This is a genomic window from Parapedobacter sp. GCM10030251 (assembly GCF_042666505.1).
GTDB lineage: Bacteria > Bacteroidota > Bacteroidia > Sphingobacteriales > Sphingobacteriaceae > Parapedobacter.
The window spans coordinates 170,952-190,635 of record NZ_JBHTDN010000004.1; the positions used below are offsets into that span (position 1 = coordinate 170,952).

13 protein-coding genes are annotated in these 19,684 nt (G+C 48.1%); 12 read left to right on the plus strand and 1 reads right to left on the minus strand.

Annotation, left to right across the window (positions count from 1 at the left end; translation table 11 throughout):
- Positions 1-8: 8 nt before the first annotated feature.
- The 12 genes from ACFQRK_RS12960 to ACFQRK_RS13015 all read left to right on the plus strand — a co-directional run bounded on the left by ACFQRK_RS12960 (position 9) and on the right by ACFQRK_RS13015 (position 19,126).
- Entirely contained in the window at positions 9-1,736 is a 1,728-nt protein-coding gene (locus ACFQRK_RS12960) for an FAD-dependent oxidoreductase (RefSeq protein ID WP_379007293.1), read from the plus strand.
- Between the two features lie 44 nt (positions 1,737-1,780).
- A complete protein-coding gene (locus tag ACFQRK_RS12965) occupies positions 1,781-3,445 on the plus strand; it encodes an FAD-dependent oxidoreductase (protein WP_379007295.1) in 1,665 nt (554 codons plus the stop codon).
- Between the two features lie 166 nt (positions 3,446-3,611).
- A complete protein-coding gene (locus tag ACFQRK_RS12970) occupies positions 3,612-4,820 on the plus strand; it encodes a beta-galactosidase (RefSeq protein ID WP_379007298.1) in 1,209 nt (402 codons plus the stop codon).
- A 105-nt stretch (positions 4,821-4,925) separates the two neighbouring features.
- Positions 4,926-7,778 carry a TonB-dependent receptor gene (locus tag ACFQRK_RS12975; RefSeq protein WP_379007299.1) on the plus strand — a complete coding sequence of 951 codons (2,853 nt, stop codon included), beginning with the start codon at positions 4,926-4,928 and terminating at the stop codon, positions 7,776-7,778.
- Positions 7,779-7,819: 41 nt separating this feature from the next.
- Complete coding sequence (locus tag ACFQRK_RS12980) at positions 7,820-8,878, plus strand: phytase (protein ID WP_379007301.1); 1,059 nt, start codon at positions 7,820-7,822, stop codon at positions 8,876-8,878.
- Positions 8,879-9,046: 168 nt separating this feature from the next.
- Positions 9,047-9,634, plus strand: coding sequence for an RNA polymerase sigma factor (locus tag ACFQRK_RS12985; RefSeq protein ID WP_379007302.1), 588 nt, complete (start codon positions 9,047-9,049; stop codon positions 9,632-9,634).
- Positions 9,635-9,721: 87 nt separating this feature from the next.
- Positions 9,722-10,819: a FecR family protein gene (locus ACFQRK_RS12990; protein WP_379007304.1), complete on the plus strand. Its 1,098-nt coding sequence runs from the start codon at positions 9,722-9,724 to the stop codon at positions 10,817-10,819.
- A gap of 264 nt (positions 10,820-11,083) precedes the next feature.
- A complete protein-coding gene (locus ACFQRK_RS12995; protein ID WP_379007307.1) occupies positions 11,084-14,392 on the plus strand; it encodes a SusC/RagA family TonB-linked outer membrane protein in 3,309 nt (1,102 codons plus the stop codon).
- Between the two features lie 5 nt (positions 14,393-14,397).
- On the plus strand, positions 14,398-16,233 hold the full coding sequence (locus ACFQRK_RS13000) for a RagB/SusD family nutrient uptake outer membrane protein (RefSeq protein WP_379007309.1): 1,836 nt from the start codon (positions 14,398-14,400) through the stop codon (positions 16,231-16,233).
- A gap of 14 nt (positions 16,234-16,247) precedes the next feature.
- On the plus strand, positions 16,248-17,174 hold the full coding sequence (locus ACFQRK_RS13005) for a DUF1735 domain-containing protein (protein WP_379007312.1): 927 nt from the start codon (positions 16,248-16,250) through the stop codon (positions 17,172-17,174).
- Positions 17,167-18,435: a Gfo/Idh/MocA family protein gene (locus ACFQRK_RS13010; protein WP_379007314.1), complete on the plus strand. Its 1,269-nt coding sequence runs from the start codon at positions 17,167-17,169 to the stop codon at positions 18,433-18,435. Before ACFQRK_RS13005 ends, ACFQRK_RS13010 begins: the two co-directional genes overlap by 8 nt.
- A gap of 28 nt (positions 18,436-18,463) precedes the next feature.
- Complete coding sequence (locus ACFQRK_RS13015; protein ID WP_379007317.1) at positions 18,464-19,126, plus strand: DUF1080 domain-containing protein; 663 nt, start codon at positions 18,464-18,466, stop codon at positions 19,124-19,126.
- Between the two features lie 13 nt (positions 19,127-19,139).
- Here ACFQRK_RS13015 and ACFQRK_RS13020 read toward each other — a convergent pair whose 3' ends face one another.
- Positions 19,140-19,613 carry a ribonuclease H-like YkuK family protein gene (locus ACFQRK_RS13020; RefSeq protein WP_379007319.1) on the minus strand — a complete coding sequence of 158 codons (474 nt, stop codon included), beginning with the start codon at positions 19,611-19,613 and terminating at the stop codon, positions 19,140-19,142.
- Between the last annotated feature and the right edge of the window lie 71 nt (positions 19,614-19,684).

Sequence of the window (19,684 nt, forward strand, 5' to 3'; positions counted from 1 at the left end):
TAGGAGTTATGAGATCAAAAAGAATTATCTGGTTATTTAGTGTAAGCGTTGCCTTATTGATCCTGAATCATTCGACGGTATCCGGAAAGGAAAAAAAGTATGATGTGGTTGTCTACGGTGGTACTTCTGCCGGAATTGCTTCCGCCATCCAAGCATCGAGGATGGGGAAATCGGTCGTGATTATTGAACCGACTCATCGCCTTGGCGGACTTACAACCGGTGGATTAGGGCAAACCGATATCGGAAACAAATTTGTGATTGGCGGAATTTCTCGCGAGTTTTATCAAAATATCCGGAAACATTACGACGACCCGAAAAATTGGCGTTGGCAAGACCGGGGTGAGTACCTGGATGAGGGACAAACGAGAACTGAAAAGGGCGAGGATGCGATGTGGACATTCGAACCTTCGGCTGCATTGAAGGTCTATCACCAAATGCTCTCAAACGAGAAAGTGGATGTTATCTATGGCGAACGATTGAACAGGGCTACCGGCGTCCGTAAAAACGGCAGCCAAATTGCATCAATTGAAATGGAAAGCGGCTCACGATATACCGGGAAAATGTTTATTGACGCAACCTACGAGGGAGACCTGATGGCCGCTGCCGGAGTCAGTTACGCCGTAGGAAGGGAGTCTAACCGCGAATATGGGGAAACGTTAAATGGTGTGCAAGCCAACAGAATAGGCCGGACACTGAATTGGACAGTTTCCCGGAACGCGTACAATCACAATTTTATTGACCGGGTTGATCCGTACGTCGTTAAAGGAAATCCAGAAAGTGGACTGCTGCCCTATATCTCTGAAGAACCCCCGGGCGTGGATGGGGACGGCGACCGTAAAATACAGGCTTACTGCTTCCGGATGACACTAACCGACCATCCGGATAACCGGATTCCCTTCAAAAAGCCCGAAAATTATAAAGAGTTGAACTACGAGTTGCTGTTCAGAAACTACGAAGCAGCACCGGGACCGATTGAAGAGATGTATCCTTATGGCGACAAGTTGGTGCCCTGGATCAACTCACCCATGCCCAACCGGAAGACCGATACCAATAACCAGAAGGGGTTTTCCACCGATTTCATCGGACAGAATTACGACTACCCCGAAGCGTCGTATGAAGAGCGGGAACGAATTGTTCAAGCGCACAGGGACTATCAACAGGGGTTGATGTGGACGCTGGCTTATCATCCCCGGATTCCTAAAAAAGTGCGGGACGCGGTGTCAAAGTGGGGTACGTGTAAGGATGAGTATGAGCTGGGAAGCGATGGCTGGCAGCAACAGCTTTATATCCGCGAGGCACGGCGTATGATGAGCGATTACGTAATGACGCAGAAAAATTGTGAGCGAATAGATGTCGTTGAGGACCCGGTGGGTATGGGAGCATACGGGATGGACTCGCACCACATACAAAGATACGTGGATGTGAACGGATTCGTGCAGAACGAGGGTAATGTGGAAGCGCACGGTCATCGTCCCTACCCGATCAGCTACCGGTCAATCGTTCCGAAGAAAAAAGAATGCGGAAATCTTCTTGTTCCGGTTTGTGTGAGTGCTACGCATATCGCTTTCGGCTCCATTCGTATGGAACCGGTGTTTATGGTATTGGGACAGTCGGCGGCTACCATAGCTTGTCAGGCTATCGATGAAGGAGTGGCCGTGCAGGATGTCGATTACGCGGCATTGAGAAACACGTTGTTAAAAGATAGGCAGATACTGGAGATTCAGATCGATAAATAGGAATCAACGAATGAGTTTATAAAGCCACCATATAAAATGATGTTATGATACGAACACCAAAATCACTTTTGTTTTTACTGACTATTGTTTTTCCATTTTTCTCCTGTAGCAAGGACGACGTATTTGATGCAGATGTCATTATTTACGGCGGCACTTCAGCGGCAATCACCGCGGCGGTTCAGGCGACGAAATCGGGTAAATCGGTTATCGTCGTTTCGCCCGACAAGCATCTTGGCGGATTGTCGTCAGGCGGGTTGGGTTTTACCGATACGGGCAATAAGTCGGTAATCGGTGGTTTGGCCCGCGATTTTTATCACCGGGTGTACCTGCATTACGAAGACAGTGCCGCTTGGCAATGGCAGAAGCATTCGGAATATGGCAACAAGGGGCAGGGAACACCTGCTATGGACGGAAATGCCCGGACGATGTGGATTTTTGAACCCCATGTAGCCGAAAAGGTATTCGAGGATTACGTAAAGGAATACAACATCGACGTTCGGAGGGACGAATGGTTGGACCGCGACGGGGGCGTCGTGGTCAAAGAGGGGCGCATCGTGTCGATTACGGTACTAAACGGCAACACGTATAAAGGCCGGGTTTTTATCGATGCAACCTACGAGGGCGACCTGATGGCGGCAGCCGGGGTGAGCTACCATGTGGGCCGCGAGGCGAACAGTGTCTACGGCGAAAAATGGAACGGTGTACAAACAGGCGTGTTGCATCACGACCACTGGTTCAAGAGCGATATCAGTCCGTACAAAGTGCCCGGTGACAGTACCAGTGGCTTATTATATGGCGTATCAGGCGAGCACCCGGGAGAGTACGGCGCCGGCGACCATCGCGTACAGGCCTACTGCTTCCGGATGTGTCTGAGCAATCACCCGGATAACCGGGTGGCATTCCCGAAACCGGACCATTACAACCCGGAGAACTACGAGCTGCTGGCGCGGGTGTTCGCATCAGGCTGGCGGGAAACCTTCCGGAAGTTTGATCCGATCCCTAACCGGAAGACCGACACCAACAACCACGGACCGTTCAGCACAGATTTCATTGGGATGAATTACGATTACCCGGAGGCGAGCTACGAGCGCCGGCGGGAGATTATCCGGGAGCATGAAAATTACCAGAAAGGACTGATGTATTTTCTCGCGAACGATCCGAGGGTGCCTGCGGATGTACGGGAGGAAATGGCGCAGTGGGGACTGGCGGCAGACGAGTTTACAGACAATGGCAACTGGCCGCACCAGTTATACATCCGTGAGGCACGGCGGATGGTGGGGCAATACGTGATGACCGAGCACGATACATTCAGCGAACGAGAGATCGCTGACCCGGTTGGGATGGGTTCCTACACGTTGGATTCGCACAATGTGCAGCGTTATGTAAAACCGGATGGGTATGTACAGAACGAAGGAGATATCGGTGTGCATCCGGGGCAGCCTTATCAGATTTCATACGGTTCATTGGTGCCAAAGCAGGAAGAATGTACCAATTTGCTGGTGCCGGTGTGTCTGTCGAGTTCGCACATCGCTTTTGGTAGCATCCGCATGGAGCCGGTATTCATGATACTGGGGCAGAGCGCTGCGCTGGCGGCTTCACTGGCAATTGACGGCGATGTTGCCGTGCAGGAGGTGGATTATGCCACGTTGGAACGACAGCTGCTTGACGAGAAGCAGGTGCTATCCGCACCCGCAGTCCAAAAGAATTAACGGAAGAGGCCGTCCTGCTGTCGGCCCATACGACAGCAGGACGGCCGATCCGGATAAAGTATCGGTTCTATCCAGTACGGTGCAGGTTGCACCTGCACCCATAAACCGCTATGTTCGCCAGCGGTTTGTGATAGGTTAACCTTTATAAACCCTATAAGCCACTGTAATGAAATACCTTTTCTTTGTCGTCAGTCTGATCGGATGTACTACCTTATCGTTTGCCCAGCATAAAAAGCGTTCGGCCGAACAAATTCCTGTTTTGGCATGGTATGGCGTTTCCCCTTCAGAAAGCACCGTGGCCCGTTATCAGGAACTACGCCAATCAGGAATCACCCACAATTTCACTTTTTTTGATAACGTCGAGGACCTGGCTGTTGCCATGGAATCGGCCCGGAAGGCCGGAGTGAAAATGATCGTTCATTGCCCGGAATTGGAAAAGGAGCCTGAAAAAATCGTTCGGCGATTCAAGAATCATCCGGCATTGGCGGGCTATTTTCTGAGGGATGAACCCGATCGGGCTGATTTTCCCGGATTAGGAAAATGGGCAAGACGAATTCAGGCAATTGACAACGAACACTTCTGCTACCTCAATCTTTTACCCAATTATGCAACCAAAGAAGGCTTAGGTACCGAAACCTATCGGGAATATGTGCAGTTGTTCATTAAGGAGGTGCCCCTTCAGCTGCTATCGTTCGATCATTATCCGATTGTCGTGGATGAAACGGGCAATCGGACGATGCGGCCGGAGTTCTATGAAAACCTGGAGATTTTCTCGGATGAAGCCCGCAATGCGGGAAAGCCCTTTTGGGCATTCGCGTTAACCGTTGCCCATAAACCGTATCCCATTCCCACACCAGCGGAAATCAGGTTGCAGGTATATAGTAATTTAGCTTATGGCGCCCAGGGTATTCAATATTTTACCTACTGGACACCGCAGCCGGGTACCTGGGATTTTCATCACGGCCCCATTGAGTATGATACAAAAAAGCGTACGGAAGTTTACGACTATGTCACACAGATGAACCATGAAATTGCCGGTTTGTCCCACGTGTTTTTAGACGCTGAGGTGGTATCAGTAGCGCATACGGGCGACCAGATTCCACGGGGAACCCGCCGATTGGGAGAGCTGCCCGATGTGATTACCCGGTTTGAAACGGAAGGAACGGGAGCAATTGTATCGATGCTGAAGAAAGATAACAAATCCTATCTAGTTGTGGTAAACCGCGATTTTCAGCAAAGCATGGCTGTGACCGTTGAGGGAGATAAACGATTGAACCGTGTATTGAAAGATGGGAGTACGGTGAGCGCTGACAGCTACGTCAGCAGATTGTCGGTAGCGCCGGGTGATATATTGGTTTTCTCCTGGGAGCCGTAATCTACATACGATCGAAGTAACCTGCAAAAAGCTCATCAGTTATTAATTGATTTACAGGTAACAGTTAATTAATTTTCGTGTAATAGTATTGCAAAAAACTTAACTATGCGATACATATTTACACTCTGCCTCGTCGCATTGTTGTCCTTTTCCGGTGCTGCCCAGCAAAGCGGCGTAATCTCCGGAAAGGTGGTCGACAGTGCAACGCGGCTATCATTGCCGGGCGCTACGCTTAGGATCAGCACCCACAACCGTTACACCGTTTCTACGCAGACAGGCGATTATGAATTTTTGGGTGTACCGGCCGGTACGTACACCGTATCGGTGAATTACCTCGGTTATGGCACAAAAACGGCTACAGTAACCGTAGAATCAGGGAAGAATACAGAATTAAGCTTCTCTTTGGAAGCGGGGGGGACCGAACTTGGTGAAGTTGTCGTATTGGGCGATCGCTTGAGGGGACAGGCCGCCGCATTGAACCAACAGAAAAATAACCCCAATATTACGAACGTGATCAGTGCCGATCAGGTGGGCCGTTTCCCCGACGCGAACATCGGGGACGCACTGAAACGGGTGCCGGGGATCACCATGCAGAACGATCAGGGGGAAGCGCGCAACATCATTGTCCGCGGGTTGGCTCCCTCTTTAAATTCAGTGACGCTAAACGGCGATCGTATCCCGTCTGCCGAAGGTGATAACCGCAACGTACAGATGGACTTGATTCCCGCCGATATGATCCAGACCATCGTGGTGAACAAAACCCTCACGCCCGATATGGATGCCGATGCGATTGGCGGTTCGGTAAACTTGGTGACGAGAGCCACGCCCAATGGCCAACGGATATCGGCCACGCTGGGTGGGGGCTATAATCCGATTCGCGAAAAAGCAGCCTATACAGGCGCATTTGTGTATGGCAATCGGTTCGCTAACGATAACATCGGCATGGTGATCAGCGGTTCCTACAACGACAACGACTACGGTTCCGACAACGTGGAAGCCGTATGGGCTGAAGACGATTTTGGAAATGTGTATATCGAGGAGCAGGATATCCGCAAATACGATGTTCGCCGTACGCGGCGTAGCTTGGCCACTGCGTTTGATTTTCAATTGAATTCCAGCCACTCCTTATATATCAACGCCATGTATAATTGGCGGGATGATTGGGAGAACCGATTCCGGTGGAATGCAAAGGACTTAATACCTACGTACGATGCCAACGACAACATCATCGGATACCAAGGAGCAATGTCACTGGAAACCAAAGGCGGCATTGACAACAACCGGGTAAAACAGCGGCGGTTGGAAGAGCAGCGCGTGCAGAATTATAGCTTGGGAGGGAATCATCTTTTCGGACCGTCGCTGGACATGGATTGGTCGGCCAATTTCGCCAGAGCGAGTGAATACCGGCCCAACGAACGCTACATCGAATACGAGATACCTTTTGACGAAGATGCGCCGGAAGACGAACCCGGTATCGCCTTCAATGCCAATTTTGGTCCAACGAGGCAACCGTTGCTTACGCAGGTAAGCAGTGCCGGTCTGGCCGATTATCAATTTGATAAAGTAACCGAACAGAATGAAAAGACGGTTGAGGAAGAGTTCGGTGCCAAACTGAACTTCCGAGTGCCGCTGAATGTGATTTCCGGTCAGAAAGGACGGTTGCGGTTCGGTGGCAGGGTGCGATTGAAATCCAAAGATCGGAACAATATTTTTTACGAATATAAACCAGTTGGTAACATCAATTTTGACCTTGATCAGATTCCTGTCAACGATCTACACGGAATGCAATGGAATCCGGATAATAAATATGCGATCGGCATACTGCCATCGGAAGACTTCCTGGGCGGGCTGCCCTTGTCGGACGTCACGCAATTTGAGCCGGAAGCGGACCCTACTGAATACCTAGCTGCAAATTATCATGCAAAAGAAAACATTGTGGCAGGATACTTACGTTGGGACCAGGACCTAAGTGACAAGTTATCGATGATCCTCGGTGCGCGCGTCGAACGTACCGGTATCACGTATACAGGTAACATCATTGAAGACGAAGAAGACCTTGAAGGGCAACGTAAAGTTGAGAACAGTTACGTGAATGTGCTGCCGAACGTGAGTTTCAAGTACACTCCATTGTCCAACCTGATAATCCATGCAGCATTTACCACAGGCATCGCCCGGCCAAATTACTATGCCCTGGCGCCTTACGTTGACTCTCGCCCGAGCGATGACGAATTATTTGCCGGAAATCCAGACCTTGCTGCTTCCTATGCATGGAATTTTGATTTGATGGGTGAATATTATTTTCGATCGGTTGGCTTGGTGTCGGGAGGGGCATTCTACAAGCGTATAAACGATTTTATCTACAACAAGCGGGATGAACAATATACCGCAGAGAAATTCGGCCGGGATTTCGCGGACTTGAATAACCCGATTCCGGTTGGCGCAAACTGGACGTTCGTGCAGGCACAGAATGGAGAGAACGTGCAGGTGTATGGATTCGAAGTGGCTTTCCAACGGCAGCTGGACTTTTTCTCGAGTAAGTTTCTGAAAGGATTCGGGGTGTACGTCAATTATACGTTTACTGAATCGGAAGCCAAGGGCATTACCAATGAAGACGGCGAAGAGCGCACGGGGTTAAGTCTGCCGGGTACGGCACCCCATATGCTGAATGGCTCACTTTCCTGGGAGAATCAGCGTTTCAGTGCCCGGTTATCGCTGAATTATGCGGCGGCTTACCTGGATGAACTGGGAGGCAATGCCTTTGAAGACCGCTATTATGACCAACAGACCTTCCTGGATGCCAACGCGTCGTATCGCATCACCAAAAGCCTGCGTTTATTCGGGGAAGCTAATAACTTAACCAATCAACCCCTGCGTTACTACCAAGGGATTGCTTCGCGCACCATGCAGATGGAATATTACCGACCAAGGTATAATTTAGGTATAAAATTGGATATGTGATTGGTCTGCAATGGATTGTTAACTAACAGAGGAACTGCGTTATGAAAAAAATCATTGGGTTGATAGGAATGGCATTAGCCGTTATGGGGTGTGACCAAGGGCTGGCACCTGTGCGGGAGGATGCTTTGAAACCGGTTGCCGTCACACAACCGACACCGCACGATACGGATGACCCGGCCATCTGGATTCACCCGACGGATTCATCCAAAAGTCTGATTGTAGGTACCGATAAGGATACAGAAGGAGGATTGTATGCCTACGATTTGGCCGGAAACATCGTTAACAAAGTCATCGGTTTAAAACGGCCGAATAACGTAGACATCGCGTATGGGTTGCGTCTCGGAGACACGTTGGTAGACATCGCTGTGCTTACCGAGCGGGAGGAAAACCGCATTCGTGTGTTCCGCTTGCCCGATTTGCAAGCCATCGATGGCGGCGGCATACCGGTGTTTGAAGGCGAAACGGGCGAGGACGAAACGGCACCCATGGGGGTGGCATTGTATGCACGCCCGGCCGATTCGGCAATTTTTGCCATCGTGGGCCGGAAGTCCGGGCCACGGGAAGGTTATTTGTGGCAATACCGTCTTGAGGGTATCGGTCATGCGGTGCATGCAAAGCTCGTACGTAAGTTTGGACAGTACAGTGGCAAGAAAGAAATCGAAGCCATTGCGGTGGATAATGAATTAGGTTATCTTTATTATTCAGACGAGGGAGTTGGCGTACGCAAGTACCACGCCGATCCAGAGGCAGGCAACGATGAAGAACTTGCTTTGTTTGCGGAAGGCGACGCCAAAGATGATCATGAAGGCATTGCCATCTATAAGAGCACTGACCATACCGGTTATATTTTGGTATCCAACCAACAGGCTAATACGTTCCTCGTGTATGCGCGTGAGGGCGCTGCAGGTGAGCCGCATCGTCATCAACTCATTGCGGAAGTGCCGGTTTCCACCATTGAGTGCGACGGAGCCGATGTGACGGCGGTAAACCTGGGCGGTAATTTTTCCCGGGGACTGTTGGTAGCCATGAGCAACGGAATGGTTTTTCACTATTATGACTGGCGGGATTTCCAAAGCTGGATAGACGCAGGGAAGCGCTAACGTAATTTATCATCTATTAGATCACAGCAAGACCGCTCTATTAGCGCGGTCTTGCTGTTGCTTTTTACCAATTAATTTACCTAAGTTTGCAAAAAGGATAACTAATCAAATAGAAAGCTAATATCCAGTTACTCCTGAGGTTCTCATCACTTGCGACAGGAGAAGGTTATGGATCAAAGCTATCAAGATAGTCTGGTTACCACAGACGACGTCCTCGTTTTGCGCATCCAGCAGGGCGATAAGGAGGCGTTTACCCTATTTTACGAGCGTCATCGTAATCATATGTACCTTTCTGCGTACCATTTGCTGCGTGACGAAGACGAAGCACACGATGCCGTGCAGGAACTTTTTTCCGATGTGTGGCAACGAGCGGATCGTATCGATGCGTCCGGCAATATCAAGGGCTACCTTTATACGGTATTACGAAACCGAGTTCTCTCGTTGATGAGCCGCAGCAAATACTTTGACGAATACATCAATTCTTTTATAGCCTTTGAGCAACAGAGCGCCAAAACCACCGAGGAAACCGTACTTGCGCGCGAACTGGAACAACTTCTGGAAGAAAAAATCAACCAACTGCCGCCCAAAATGCGGGAAGTGTACGAATTGTCCTGGCACGGACACTTGAGCAATAAGGAAATCGCCCAGCGGATGGCGATTAGTGAGGGGACGGTTAAGCAACATAAGCACCAAGCGGTTCGTATTTTGCGGGGCAAGCTCCAACGCCTGGTTTCGATGCTTCTGCTATATCTCTAAAAAAAATCTTTTCGACTATAACCTTTGCCTTGGCCATTCGTATAACGTATAAAGGGATGAGAACCTTGGGAGTCAATTGTAAACTGTATGCAGGATCGCGAGAAAATTAGGCAATTGTTTGAACGGTATCGACAGGGGCAGTGTACGCCTGAGGAACAAGCGCGATTGCACACCTGGTTTAATCAATATGCACAGCATGATGCCGGCGGCCTGGAAGAACTGCGGGAGATCTATGAAACTGAAAAAACAGGATTGCGCCGAAGAAAATTTCTGTGGTTGCCATATGCAGCGGCGCTATTTGTCGCCGGATTGATAGGTGTATGGTACCTTCATGATGGATTACGCATACAATCGAAAGCCGAAGCCACCACCCCGAAATCAAACGATGTAGCGCCTGGTGGAAACCGGGCTACGCTGACGCTTGCCGACGGTCGTGTGGTAAATTTAAGTGAGGCACAAAATGGAATCATCGTTGGCGAAGGCATTACATACCTTGATGGGACTGCGGTAGTTGGTGAACGACGGAATAAGTCGACAGATGGTCATCCGCTTACCCGCTCGCTCACGCTCAGCACCCCAAAAGGCGGTACCTACCGGGTTACGTTGTCCGACGGAACCCAAATTTGGTTGAACGCGGCGTCCACATTGAAATATCCCGAGCGGTTCTTTGGCAATGAGCGGGTGGTCGAAATAGAAGGCGAAGCCTATTTTTCAGTGGCCAAAGACGCGAGTAGGCCATTCAAAGTAATCAGCAGTGGCCAGGAGATTACCGTAGTAGGGACACAATTTAATATTTCAGCGTACATAGACGATACAGAAGTGAAAACGACCCTGGTTGAAGGAGCCGTGCGACTACAGGTGGAGTCATCCGGAGAGCATATTGCGCTTTCACCGGGAGAACAAGGTGTATTGACACAGGGAAATCTTCGCAAACGATCCGTCGACCCGACCTCATCGGTGGCCTGGAAGAATGGCGACTTTTATTTTGACAATACGCCGTTTGTTGATATGATGAAGCAGATCGAACGTTGGTACAACGTGGAGATCGTCTATGAAAGGGAGGTGCCGGCAGATAGATTCAGCGGAAGCATGTCAAGGGATGTGATGTTACAGACGGTATTGCAGCTATTGACAGTTTCGGAAATCAAGTATTCTATATCGGATAAAAAATTAATCATCGAATAATTGGCAACTAAAAAATTTACCTATGAACATGACCAATACTAGTTAACCGATTCGGAGTAAAAACATGCAGGGAGAAAGCATCACCATCCTCCCTGCCATGTTGGATAACCGAATTTTTGTCTGTAGAAACTAATCAAATTATCCAATCACCGCAAACTTAGGAATAAAAACCGGATTGCGGTATAGATGTAGACCATGTATGTGATTATGAACGCTTTGATACGGCCGTCCGGTCGTCAAGGCATAAAAAAATTACTGTTCACTATGAAATTGACGGCGATGTTTGTGTGGGTCGGATGCCTCCACCTCAGTGCCGCATCTTATTCGCAAACCATCACGCTTGAGGCCAAAAGGTATTCATTGAAAGAGATCTTTCAAGTCATACAAAAACAAACGGATTACAAAGTCATTTACAACGTTCGCTTTCTGGAGCACACCCATCCAATCGACATAACCGTCAAACAGGTGCCGTTGCTCACTTTTTTAAGCGACGTGTTGGAAGATCAGTCGTTAACGTACGACGTCCGGGAAAAGACGATATTGATTGGAAGAGCAAAACCTAAGCCCTTTGAGGCCATTCGTTATCAACGGGGAGCTCCGCAAAGCCGGATCATCGCAGGTAAAGTCACCGATGAACTGGGCAATCCGTTGGAGGGAGTGACCGTGACCGTAAAAGGAACTAACGTAGCGGTGCAGACCGATGCCACTGGTGGGTATCAAATTGAAATTCCGGTTGGCGGAACGGGATTGCTATTCACGATCGTCGGTTTTGAACCCAGTGAACAGGCCATCCAAAAAGACAATATCATTAATGTGGCAATGGTGCCTGTGGTTGACAATCTCGATGAAGCAGTCGTTGTCGCATTTGGTACGCAGCGTAAAGCCAGCGTTATCGGCGCTATCACCACGGTCTCCCCAAACGATTTGAAGGTGCCTGTGGCTAAAATAAGCAGCAGTTTGGCGGGCCAAATGGCGGGCATCGTCTCCGTACAAGGGTCAGGGGAACCAGGATCAGGTGCATCGTTCTGGATTCGGGGGGTCAGCAGCTTTGGAGCTAACAACCGGCCGCTGATTCTGGTAGACGGTATTGAGCGACCCTTGGATTTGGTAGACCCTGAGGATGTAGAGTCTTTTTCGATTTTAAAAGATGCTACCGCAACAGCTGTTTACGGCGTAAGGGGAGCGAACGGTATCGTTTTGGTCACTACAAAACGCGGAAAAAAATCTGAAAAGCCACTGATCAACGCTCGTTTCGAGAGAGGAGTGCTCCAACCTACCCGGTTGCCTGAATTAGCAAACGCATCCCAGTGGATTGATTATTACAATGATATTAATTTTGAAGGTACGTCAAGATATGCCTATCCCCAAGAGCTGAAAGATAAGTATGTAAATAAGGTGGATTTGGATATTTATCCCAACGTGGATTGGATGCATGAAATATTCAAAAATACTACCACTAACGATCGGTTGAATGTCAATGTAACGGGTGGCGGTGATGTTGTTCGATATTATGTGTCGGGCTCCTATCTGCGCGAGAACGGTATTTTTAAGCCGAACAAATCGCCCAATTATGACCCTTCGGTAAATTACGATAAGATCAATTTCCGTTCAAACCTGGATATCCGATTATCGCCATCCACGGAATTGAGTTTAAATTTGTCTAACCAGTACGAAACCAAAAATAGGCTTGGCGTGGATATGGCCACCATGTATGAAATGGTTTTGCATACCACACCGATTGCCATTCCAACCGTGTATTCAGATGGAACCCACGCGCAACCGCTCGTAGGGCAAAACCCTTATTACGCATTAAATAGTACGGGTTTTTCGGAAGATTTCTGGAATAATGCTCAGTCGTTGGTAAGTCTGACCCAGGATTTTTCTAAACTGGTGACTCCCGGTTTAAAAGCAAACGTAAAGTTTTCCTGGGATGCGTTCAATGGCTCTACGTTAGACAAACGCAAAAACCCGGCGACCTATTATGCGACCGGAAGGGATGCGGAGGGAAACCTCATCTTACACAAGAACGCGGATGGGAGCGACTATTTATCGTTGGCGCGCTCAAACCGGGGCGAGCGGACGATCAATCTGGAGTCTTCGTTGACCTATGACCGATTGCTGGCGGATAAACACCGGGTGGGAGGCTTGTTCCTTTTCAGTATGCGGCAGCGAACCAACAATTTTCCTGCTGACTACATCGCCGCATTCCCCTTCCGGAATATGGGGATCGCGTCACGGGTTACGTATTCCTTTTCGGACCGTTATTTTATAGAAGGAAACTTTGGCTATAATGGCTCGGAGAATTTTGCTCCCGGTAGGCGCTTTGGATTTTTCCCCTCATTGGCCTTGGGATACATCGTTAGCAACGAGCGCTTTTTCAGCGATTTATTGCCTACCGTTAGCCATTTGAAAATCCGGGGATCCATGGGAGAGATCGGCAACGATCAAATAGGGGGCGACAGACGGTTCGCCTATAATTCTGAAATGGCTTGGACCGGCGGTTATCATTTCGGAAGCACCGGGCAACAGTGGAAAGGTGGGATTGCGACCGGACACCCGGGCAATCCCAATGTTTCGTGGGAGAGTGCCATTAAACGGAACATCGGGATCGAGCTGGGGTTATTCAATAAATTGACCATCAATGCGGATTATTTTTCTGAAAAACGGGAAGGAATTTATATTCTTCAGGAAAGTGTCCCGTCTGTCGTTGGTATCAACGTGCAACAATACGTGAATCTGGGGCGTATGAAAAATCAGGGCGTTGACGCCTCCTTCGAATTTTCGCATCAAAGCGGCGACTTCGTTTTTCAGGGACGAGGGAATTTTACCTACAATCGTAATAAGAAAATATACGATGATAGACCGACGCCTATCTGGGCATACCAGGCTGAAGTCGGCCAGCGATTATATCAGCAGCGGGGCTTAATTGCTCTTGGATTGTTTGAGTCTGAAGAGGAAATAGCGAACAGCCCTCAACAGAAATTCTCAACCGTACACCCCGGAGATATCAAGTACAAAGATATCAATGGCGATGGCGTGGTCGATTCTTACGATCAGATAGCCATCGGTCATACCCACATACCGGAATTGAACTACGGTTTTGGCGCCAGTATGTCCTATAAAGGAATTGATGTATCGGCATTTTTTCATGGCGTTGGCAACGTGACCCGTATCATAGGCGGAGGACCTTTATACGGCCAAAGCGGAAATATCCTTGTTTACGGGCAAATTTATTCTGATGTTGCCGATAGCCGCTGGTCTGCACGCAACCCCGATCCAAGCGCAACCTATCCGCGCTTGTCCATGACAGAAAGCACCAACAATGCGCAGGCGTCCACATTTTGGCAACGAGATATGAGTTTCCTCCGACTGAAAAATGTCGAACTGGGGTATTCATTGCCGAAGACTTGGGTGAACTCGGCAAAACTCTCCACCGTGCGTTTGTATGTTCAAGGGCAAAACGTGTTGACCTTCAGTAAATTTAAGCTTTGGGATCCTGAATTGGATACCTCTTACGGTGGGGTCTATCCGCAAATGCGTGTATTTAATTTCGGGTTGAACATCATATTGTAAACGAGATGAGATTATATTCATATTTATTTTTAGGGATAATTTCGATGGGTGTACTTAGCTCCTGCGAAAAATACCTGGATGTAGAGCTTCAAAACCAGATGAGTCTGGATGAAGTTTTCAATAAAAGACAAACCACAGAAGCCTACCTGGCACAGGTATATGGGTTTCTCCCCAATGAAAATGACATGATCAGTGGGGAAGGGGGGATGGTTCCGTTAAGTGATGAGGCATTATTCTCCTGGTTAGCCGTTCCATGGATCAATATAAACAATGGCTCCTGGGGCCCCACGACAGGTGATTATCATATTTGGGATCACAATTACCGCGGAATAAATCAAGCCACGATTTTCATGAATAACGTCGACAAGAATGTGGAACTGAATCAGCAATCCAAGGACGTCATGAAGGCGGAAGCCCGGTTTCTGCGGGCATATTTTTACTTCTGTTTGCTACGCCGGTATGGGCCGGTTTTTATATGGGGGGATCGGGACGCGGACATACTTATTTCCCCGGACTCCGTTGATCGCCATCCGCTGGCGGTTAACGTTGATTTCATTGTATCGGAATTCGATAAGAGTATTGCGGTTTTGCCCGCTCAGATTACCGATCAGGCATGGCTCGGTCGCGTAACAAAAGGCGCCGCGATGGCGGCGAAGGCCGAATTGTTGCTTTATATGGCGAGGCCGTTGTTTAACGGTGCCCAATTATATCAGGGAATGCGGAATAGAAAAGGAGAATTGCTGTTTCCGCAAACCTCCGATCCAAATAAATGGGAATTGGCTGCAAAAGCGGCGAAAGATCTTATTGATTTAAATCAGTATACATTATACGAAAACAAGACCGAGACAGATCCCTTTCGAAAGGCCATCAAATCTTATATGGGGGTTTATTTTGACAAATGGAATTCCGAGATTATCTGGGCGAGATGGGTAAACGATGGCTTTGCTTACAATGTGCGAGCCGCTCCACCCCGTGTTGTAAAAGATGGATACGGAGGATTTGCTCCCTCGTTGAAGTTGGTGGACACCTATCCAATGGCCGCTTCGGGTCGCTTTCCCGTGACGGGATATGAATCCAACGGAACACCGATTATCGATTCAAAATCTGGATACGTCGAAACCGGGTTCACCGAAAATTTTATACATCCATTGGATAATTTTGCACCAATCAAGGCCCATAACAGCGTGGTCGGACGAGATGCCCGCTTTTATGCATCTATTTTGGCGAACGGTATGTATTGGATCAATACGTTCCACGGACAAAAGCCGGTAACCTTTTATACCGGCGGTACATCATCGTATACGCAAACCGGCGATTGCGTGAAGTCAGGCTATTTATGGCGTCGGATGAGTGATCCCACCAACGACATCGAGGAAGGAAAATGGGGTCAGTTTTCGTGGCCTTATTATCGATTAGCCGAAATCTATCTCGATTACGCCGAGGCTTGCAACGAGAAACCCAATCGGGATGAAACGGAGGCATTAACTTATATCAATTTGATCAGAAGGCGCAGCGGATTAAACGACTTGGAGGTTGCGTATCCCGAAGTGATTGGCAACCAGGAATTGTTGCGGGAGTTGATCAGAAAAGAGCGTATGGTCGAATTGGCGTTTGAGGGCCACCGTTATCACGATCTCCGTACTTGGATGCTCGCGGAAAAGGAAATGAACGAGCCTTATTATACACGTAATCTCACGTCAACCTCTTATGAAGGTTCCTGGTCACGTACCTCATCCATTTTTCCGGGAAATCGGGTGTTTCAGCCCAAGCACTATTTCTTTCCGATTCACCAGGACCAGCTGAGTGAGATGCGAAACATTACGCAGAATTATGGATGGTAAATCAAGTAACAACGATGAAAATAAAGATAATTCAGTCGATCAGACTGCTGATAAGCGCGATCTGTATAAGCTTATGCCTATCATGTGAAGATACCATGCTTAACAATATGGTGGATGACGAAATTTATTTGCTAGAAGAAGGATTAAACGAGGTTGATGTTTTTAATTTTGAACAGCCAAGCATCTCGGTTCATGTGATTAAGTCGGGCGTTGGACAACGTGCCGTCCAGTTGCGTTTAGCAATTGATCCCGATCTCCTGGCGGAATATAACCAAGTCAATGGAACTTCCTACAAACTGATGGATCCGGCGGTATATACACTTGAAAATTCAACGATTGATATGGAATCCGGTCGGTACGATGCCAGTTTCGAGTTGGCGTTGGACAGTGAGAAATATACCGAGCTAACGAGTAGCGATCCCACCGCTGTTTTTGCCATTCCCTGTAACATCACGGTATTGAGTCCGCAGGGCAATGATCCAAAGGAAATGCAAACCATTCTGGTTCCCAGGTTATTGGAGCCCTATATTCAATTTGCCTCCGCAGGTTTCCTAACAGACGTCAATACGATTACGTCGGTTAGTCCGTCCAATCTCTGGTATTATTTGAAAGTAGAATTGAATTATCCAACCGATCGTGACGTCAATTTTACCGTCCGTACAGCTCCTAATCAAACGGAGTTGATACAGCAATATAATGAAGAGCATGGAACGTCCTATAAACCGCTCCCGGAGTCGGTTTATCAGACCGAGAACAACCCGATTATTTCAAAAGGGACCGATTATACCGCCCTGACTTTTCAGGTTTTCAAAGACAAGCTGGTTAGCGGCAATGTGGACTATGGCCAATATATGCTGGCGTTGGAAATCGATCAAGTATCGGTCAATAAAATTCACCCGGACAATAACTACGTAGTAATTCCATTCGCTTATCATGAATAGACGATCATTTATTAATAGCGTCGCAATCGGAGGAACCGGGTTGGCCGTTAGCCCCTCCGTTTTTAGCTTTGTCAAGGAACCGCGTTCCATTAAGTTGGCGTTAATTGGAAAGGGAGGGATGGGAACAGCCGATACGAACACAGCCATCCGGGTTCCGGGAGTTGAATTGGTTTCAGTCTGCGATATATATACACCACGATTGGAGGAAGCAAGAAAGCAATGGGGGCAACACATCCGGGTCGAAAGGGACTACAAGCAAATTCTGTCTGATGAGCAGGTCGATGCGGTAATTATTGCAACCCCCGATCATTGGCACCAGAAAATTGCGGTCGAAGCGCTAAAAAAAGGAAAGCACGTGTATTGTGAAAAGCCAATCGTTCACAAAAGATCAGAGGGAAGGGCGTTGATCAGAGCTCAAAAAGAAAGTGGAAAGGTTTTTCAAATGGGAACCCAAGGCGTGTCGGCGGTGGGCACTCAACTGGCAAAAGCGTTGGTGGATTCGAAAATCATCGGGGATATCAATTTCGTGGATGCACGGTTTTCTGCGGCGCCTTCCCCATTAAACGGTTTTCACCCTCCTGCCGATGCAACACCGGAAAACATCTGGTGGGACCAGTTTTTAGGGAATGCACCGAACCTGCCTTTTGCACCCCAGCGTTTTTTTGCATGGCGCAATTGGAGTGATTATGGAACCGGATTGGCTGGCGATCTGTTTGTACATGTGATCGCCAGCATTCACTTTATTACTGGCAGTTCAAAGCCAAATCGAGTGTATTCGGATGGGGACATTCTCTATTACCACGATGGCAGCCGTGATACTCCCGACGTCATTTACTCGTTATTCGACTATGAAAACGATGCCAAAACGGCACATTTCAAAATGTCGTTAGGAGCAAATGTAGTAGATGGCGTTTCAAACGATTGGGGAAGCACCAATTTTAAAATCATCGGTAGTAAGGGTAGTATGCGCGTTAATTGGGGCGCAGTTACGGTAAAAACGATGAAGCCGACGGAAATTTCAGGGTTGGAGAATACGGTTAACCACATCCCTGGGTTCGGCGAAGTCAAGAAAATTTCTGACACAGAGTATACGTTTTTGGCCAAAGCCGATTTTCCGGATGCACATTTTCTTCATTTCCAGAACTTCTTTGAGGCAGTACGCGGTGAAAAGCAGAATGTTGCATCGGTAACGTTTGGCGTCGATGCATCATCGGCTGCCTTATTGAGTTTTGAAAGTCAGGTGAAGCGTCAGGTTGTTTAAGTCTTAGGATTGAGTAATGAGTAAAGTAATGCAGAAAATTTTAACATTGATAGCTGTTTTGGCTGTTACCGTCTTAGCCGTTGGAGCGGTACATGCCCAAACTAAAAAAGGGGAAAAAGGGTTTACCATTCTTTTTGACGGGAGCAATATGGATGCTTGGCAGGGAAATACCGCTGAATATGTGCTTGAAGAGGGATGTATCGTCATGCGGCCCGCACAAGAGATGGGAGGTAATTTATACACGAAAGAGCAGTATGATGATTTTGTACTCCGTTTTGAGTTTTTGCTGACTCCCGGGGCCAACAATGGCTTGGGAATCCGGCATGATATCGTGCCGAATGACCAAGGGTACAGCGGTATGGAATTACAGATTTTAGACAACGAAGATCCGCAGTATAAGGACTTAAAACCCTATCAGTACCACGGATCGGTCTATGGTATTTCGCCGGCAAAAAGGGGATATTTGAAGCAGCCAGGCGAGTGGAATACACAGGAAGTGGTGGCAAAAGGGGATGACATATCCGTAAAGTTAAACGGCAAAGTGATTCTGAAAACCAATTTAAGAGAGGCTGTTAAGAATATGCCTGCAGATAGTTATGCCAAAGCTGTTTTCAACAAAGCCGGTCATATCGCGTTTTTGGGACATGGCTCGGTTGTCAAATTCAGAAATATTCGGATCAAGCCTTTGTAGCGCTCGGTGTTTCCTACTGCACGATCTTATTCGCACAGGCCGAACTGGCAAATGCTTCGGGCTTAGCCTTGAATACGAAGCCCATGCTTAGGATGTACCCCATGGCGTCATGAAGCGCTTGGTTAGACTTGAACATGGGATTCGTATTGATATCGGCATGTACTTCGAGATCCACCTCATACCGATCCAATGTATCGCATAGTGAATACGCAGTTTCTATCGAGCGTTGCACTTCGGCCAGCATCCGCTCTTTTATGCTCATTTTCTGCGTGGTGCGATCTTGATGGATGTACATAAATCCGCCTTTCTTTTCGCGAACAAATACGATCACGGTCGCAAACTCTGTGGTAGCACCTTTCACTTGGGAATCGGTACCAATGCAGACTTTCAGTTTGTTGCCCAAAAGATATTCGCGGGCAATGGTGGATGATACTTCATCGAGAATGGGCTGGCGGATGGGTTCGCCACTGAATTTTTTCCAAGTCATATAAGATGGGATTAATGAATGATACGGAAAAGAACAACATTGAAATCGATATAAAGTTATCGATTAATCGC

What these genes read in the sequence shown, in the direction of transcription:
- ACFQRK_RS12970 (WP_379007298.1), top strand. Translation starts at nt 3,612, where the DNA reads ATGAAATACCTTTTCTTTGTCGTCAGTCTGATCGGATGTACTACCTTA.
- ACFQRK_RS12995 (WP_379007307.1), top strand. Translation starts at nt 11,084, where the DNA reads ATGAAATTGACGGCGATGTTTGTGTGGGTCGGATGCCTCCACCTCAGT.
- ACFQRK_RS13015 (WP_379007317.1), top strand. Translation starts at nt 18,464, where the DNA reads ATGCAGAAAATTTTAACATTGATAGCTGTTTTGGCTGTTACCGTCTTA.
- ACFQRK_RS12965 (WP_379007295.1), top strand. Translation starts at nt 1,781, where the DNA reads ATGATACGAACACCAAAATCACTTTTGTTTTTACTGACTATTGTTTTT.
- ACFQRK_RS13000 (WP_379007309.1), top strand. Translation starts at nt 14,398, where the DNA reads ATGAGATTATATTCATATTTATTTTTAGGGATAATTTCGATGGGTGTA.
- ACFQRK_RS12960 (WP_379007293.1), top strand. Translation starts at nt 9, where the DNA reads ATGAGATCAAAAAGAATTATCTGGTTATTTAGTGTAAGCGTTGCCTTA.
- ACFQRK_RS12975 (WP_379007299.1), top strand. Translation starts at nt 4,926, where the DNA reads ATGCGATACATATTTACACTCTGCCTCGTCGCATTGTTGTCCTTTTCC.
- ACFQRK_RS12985 (WP_379007302.1), top strand. Translation starts at nt 9,047, where the DNA reads ATGGATCAAAGCTATCAAGATAGTCTGGTTACCACAGACGACGTCCTC.
- ACFQRK_RS12980 (WP_379007301.1), top strand. Translation starts at nt 7,820, where the DNA reads ATGAAAAAAATCATTGGGTTGATAGGAATGGCATTAGCCGTTATGGGG.
- ACFQRK_RS13020 (WP_379007319.1), bottom strand. Translation starts at nt 19,613, where the DNA reads ATGACTTGGAAAAAATTCAGTGGCGAACCCATCCGCCAGCCCATTCTC.
- ACFQRK_RS12990 (WP_379007304.1), top strand. Translation starts at nt 9,722, where the DNA reads ATGCAGGATCGCGAGAAAATTAGGCAATTGTTTGAACGGTATCGACAG.
- ACFQRK_RS13005 (WP_379007312.1), top strand. Translation starts at nt 16,248, where the DNA reads ATGAAAATAAAGATAATTCAGTCGATCAGACTGCTGATAAGCGCGATC.
- ACFQRK_RS13010 (WP_379007314.1), top strand. Translation starts at nt 17,167, where the DNA reads ATGAATAGACGATCATTTATTAATAGCGTCGCAATCGGAGGAACCGGG.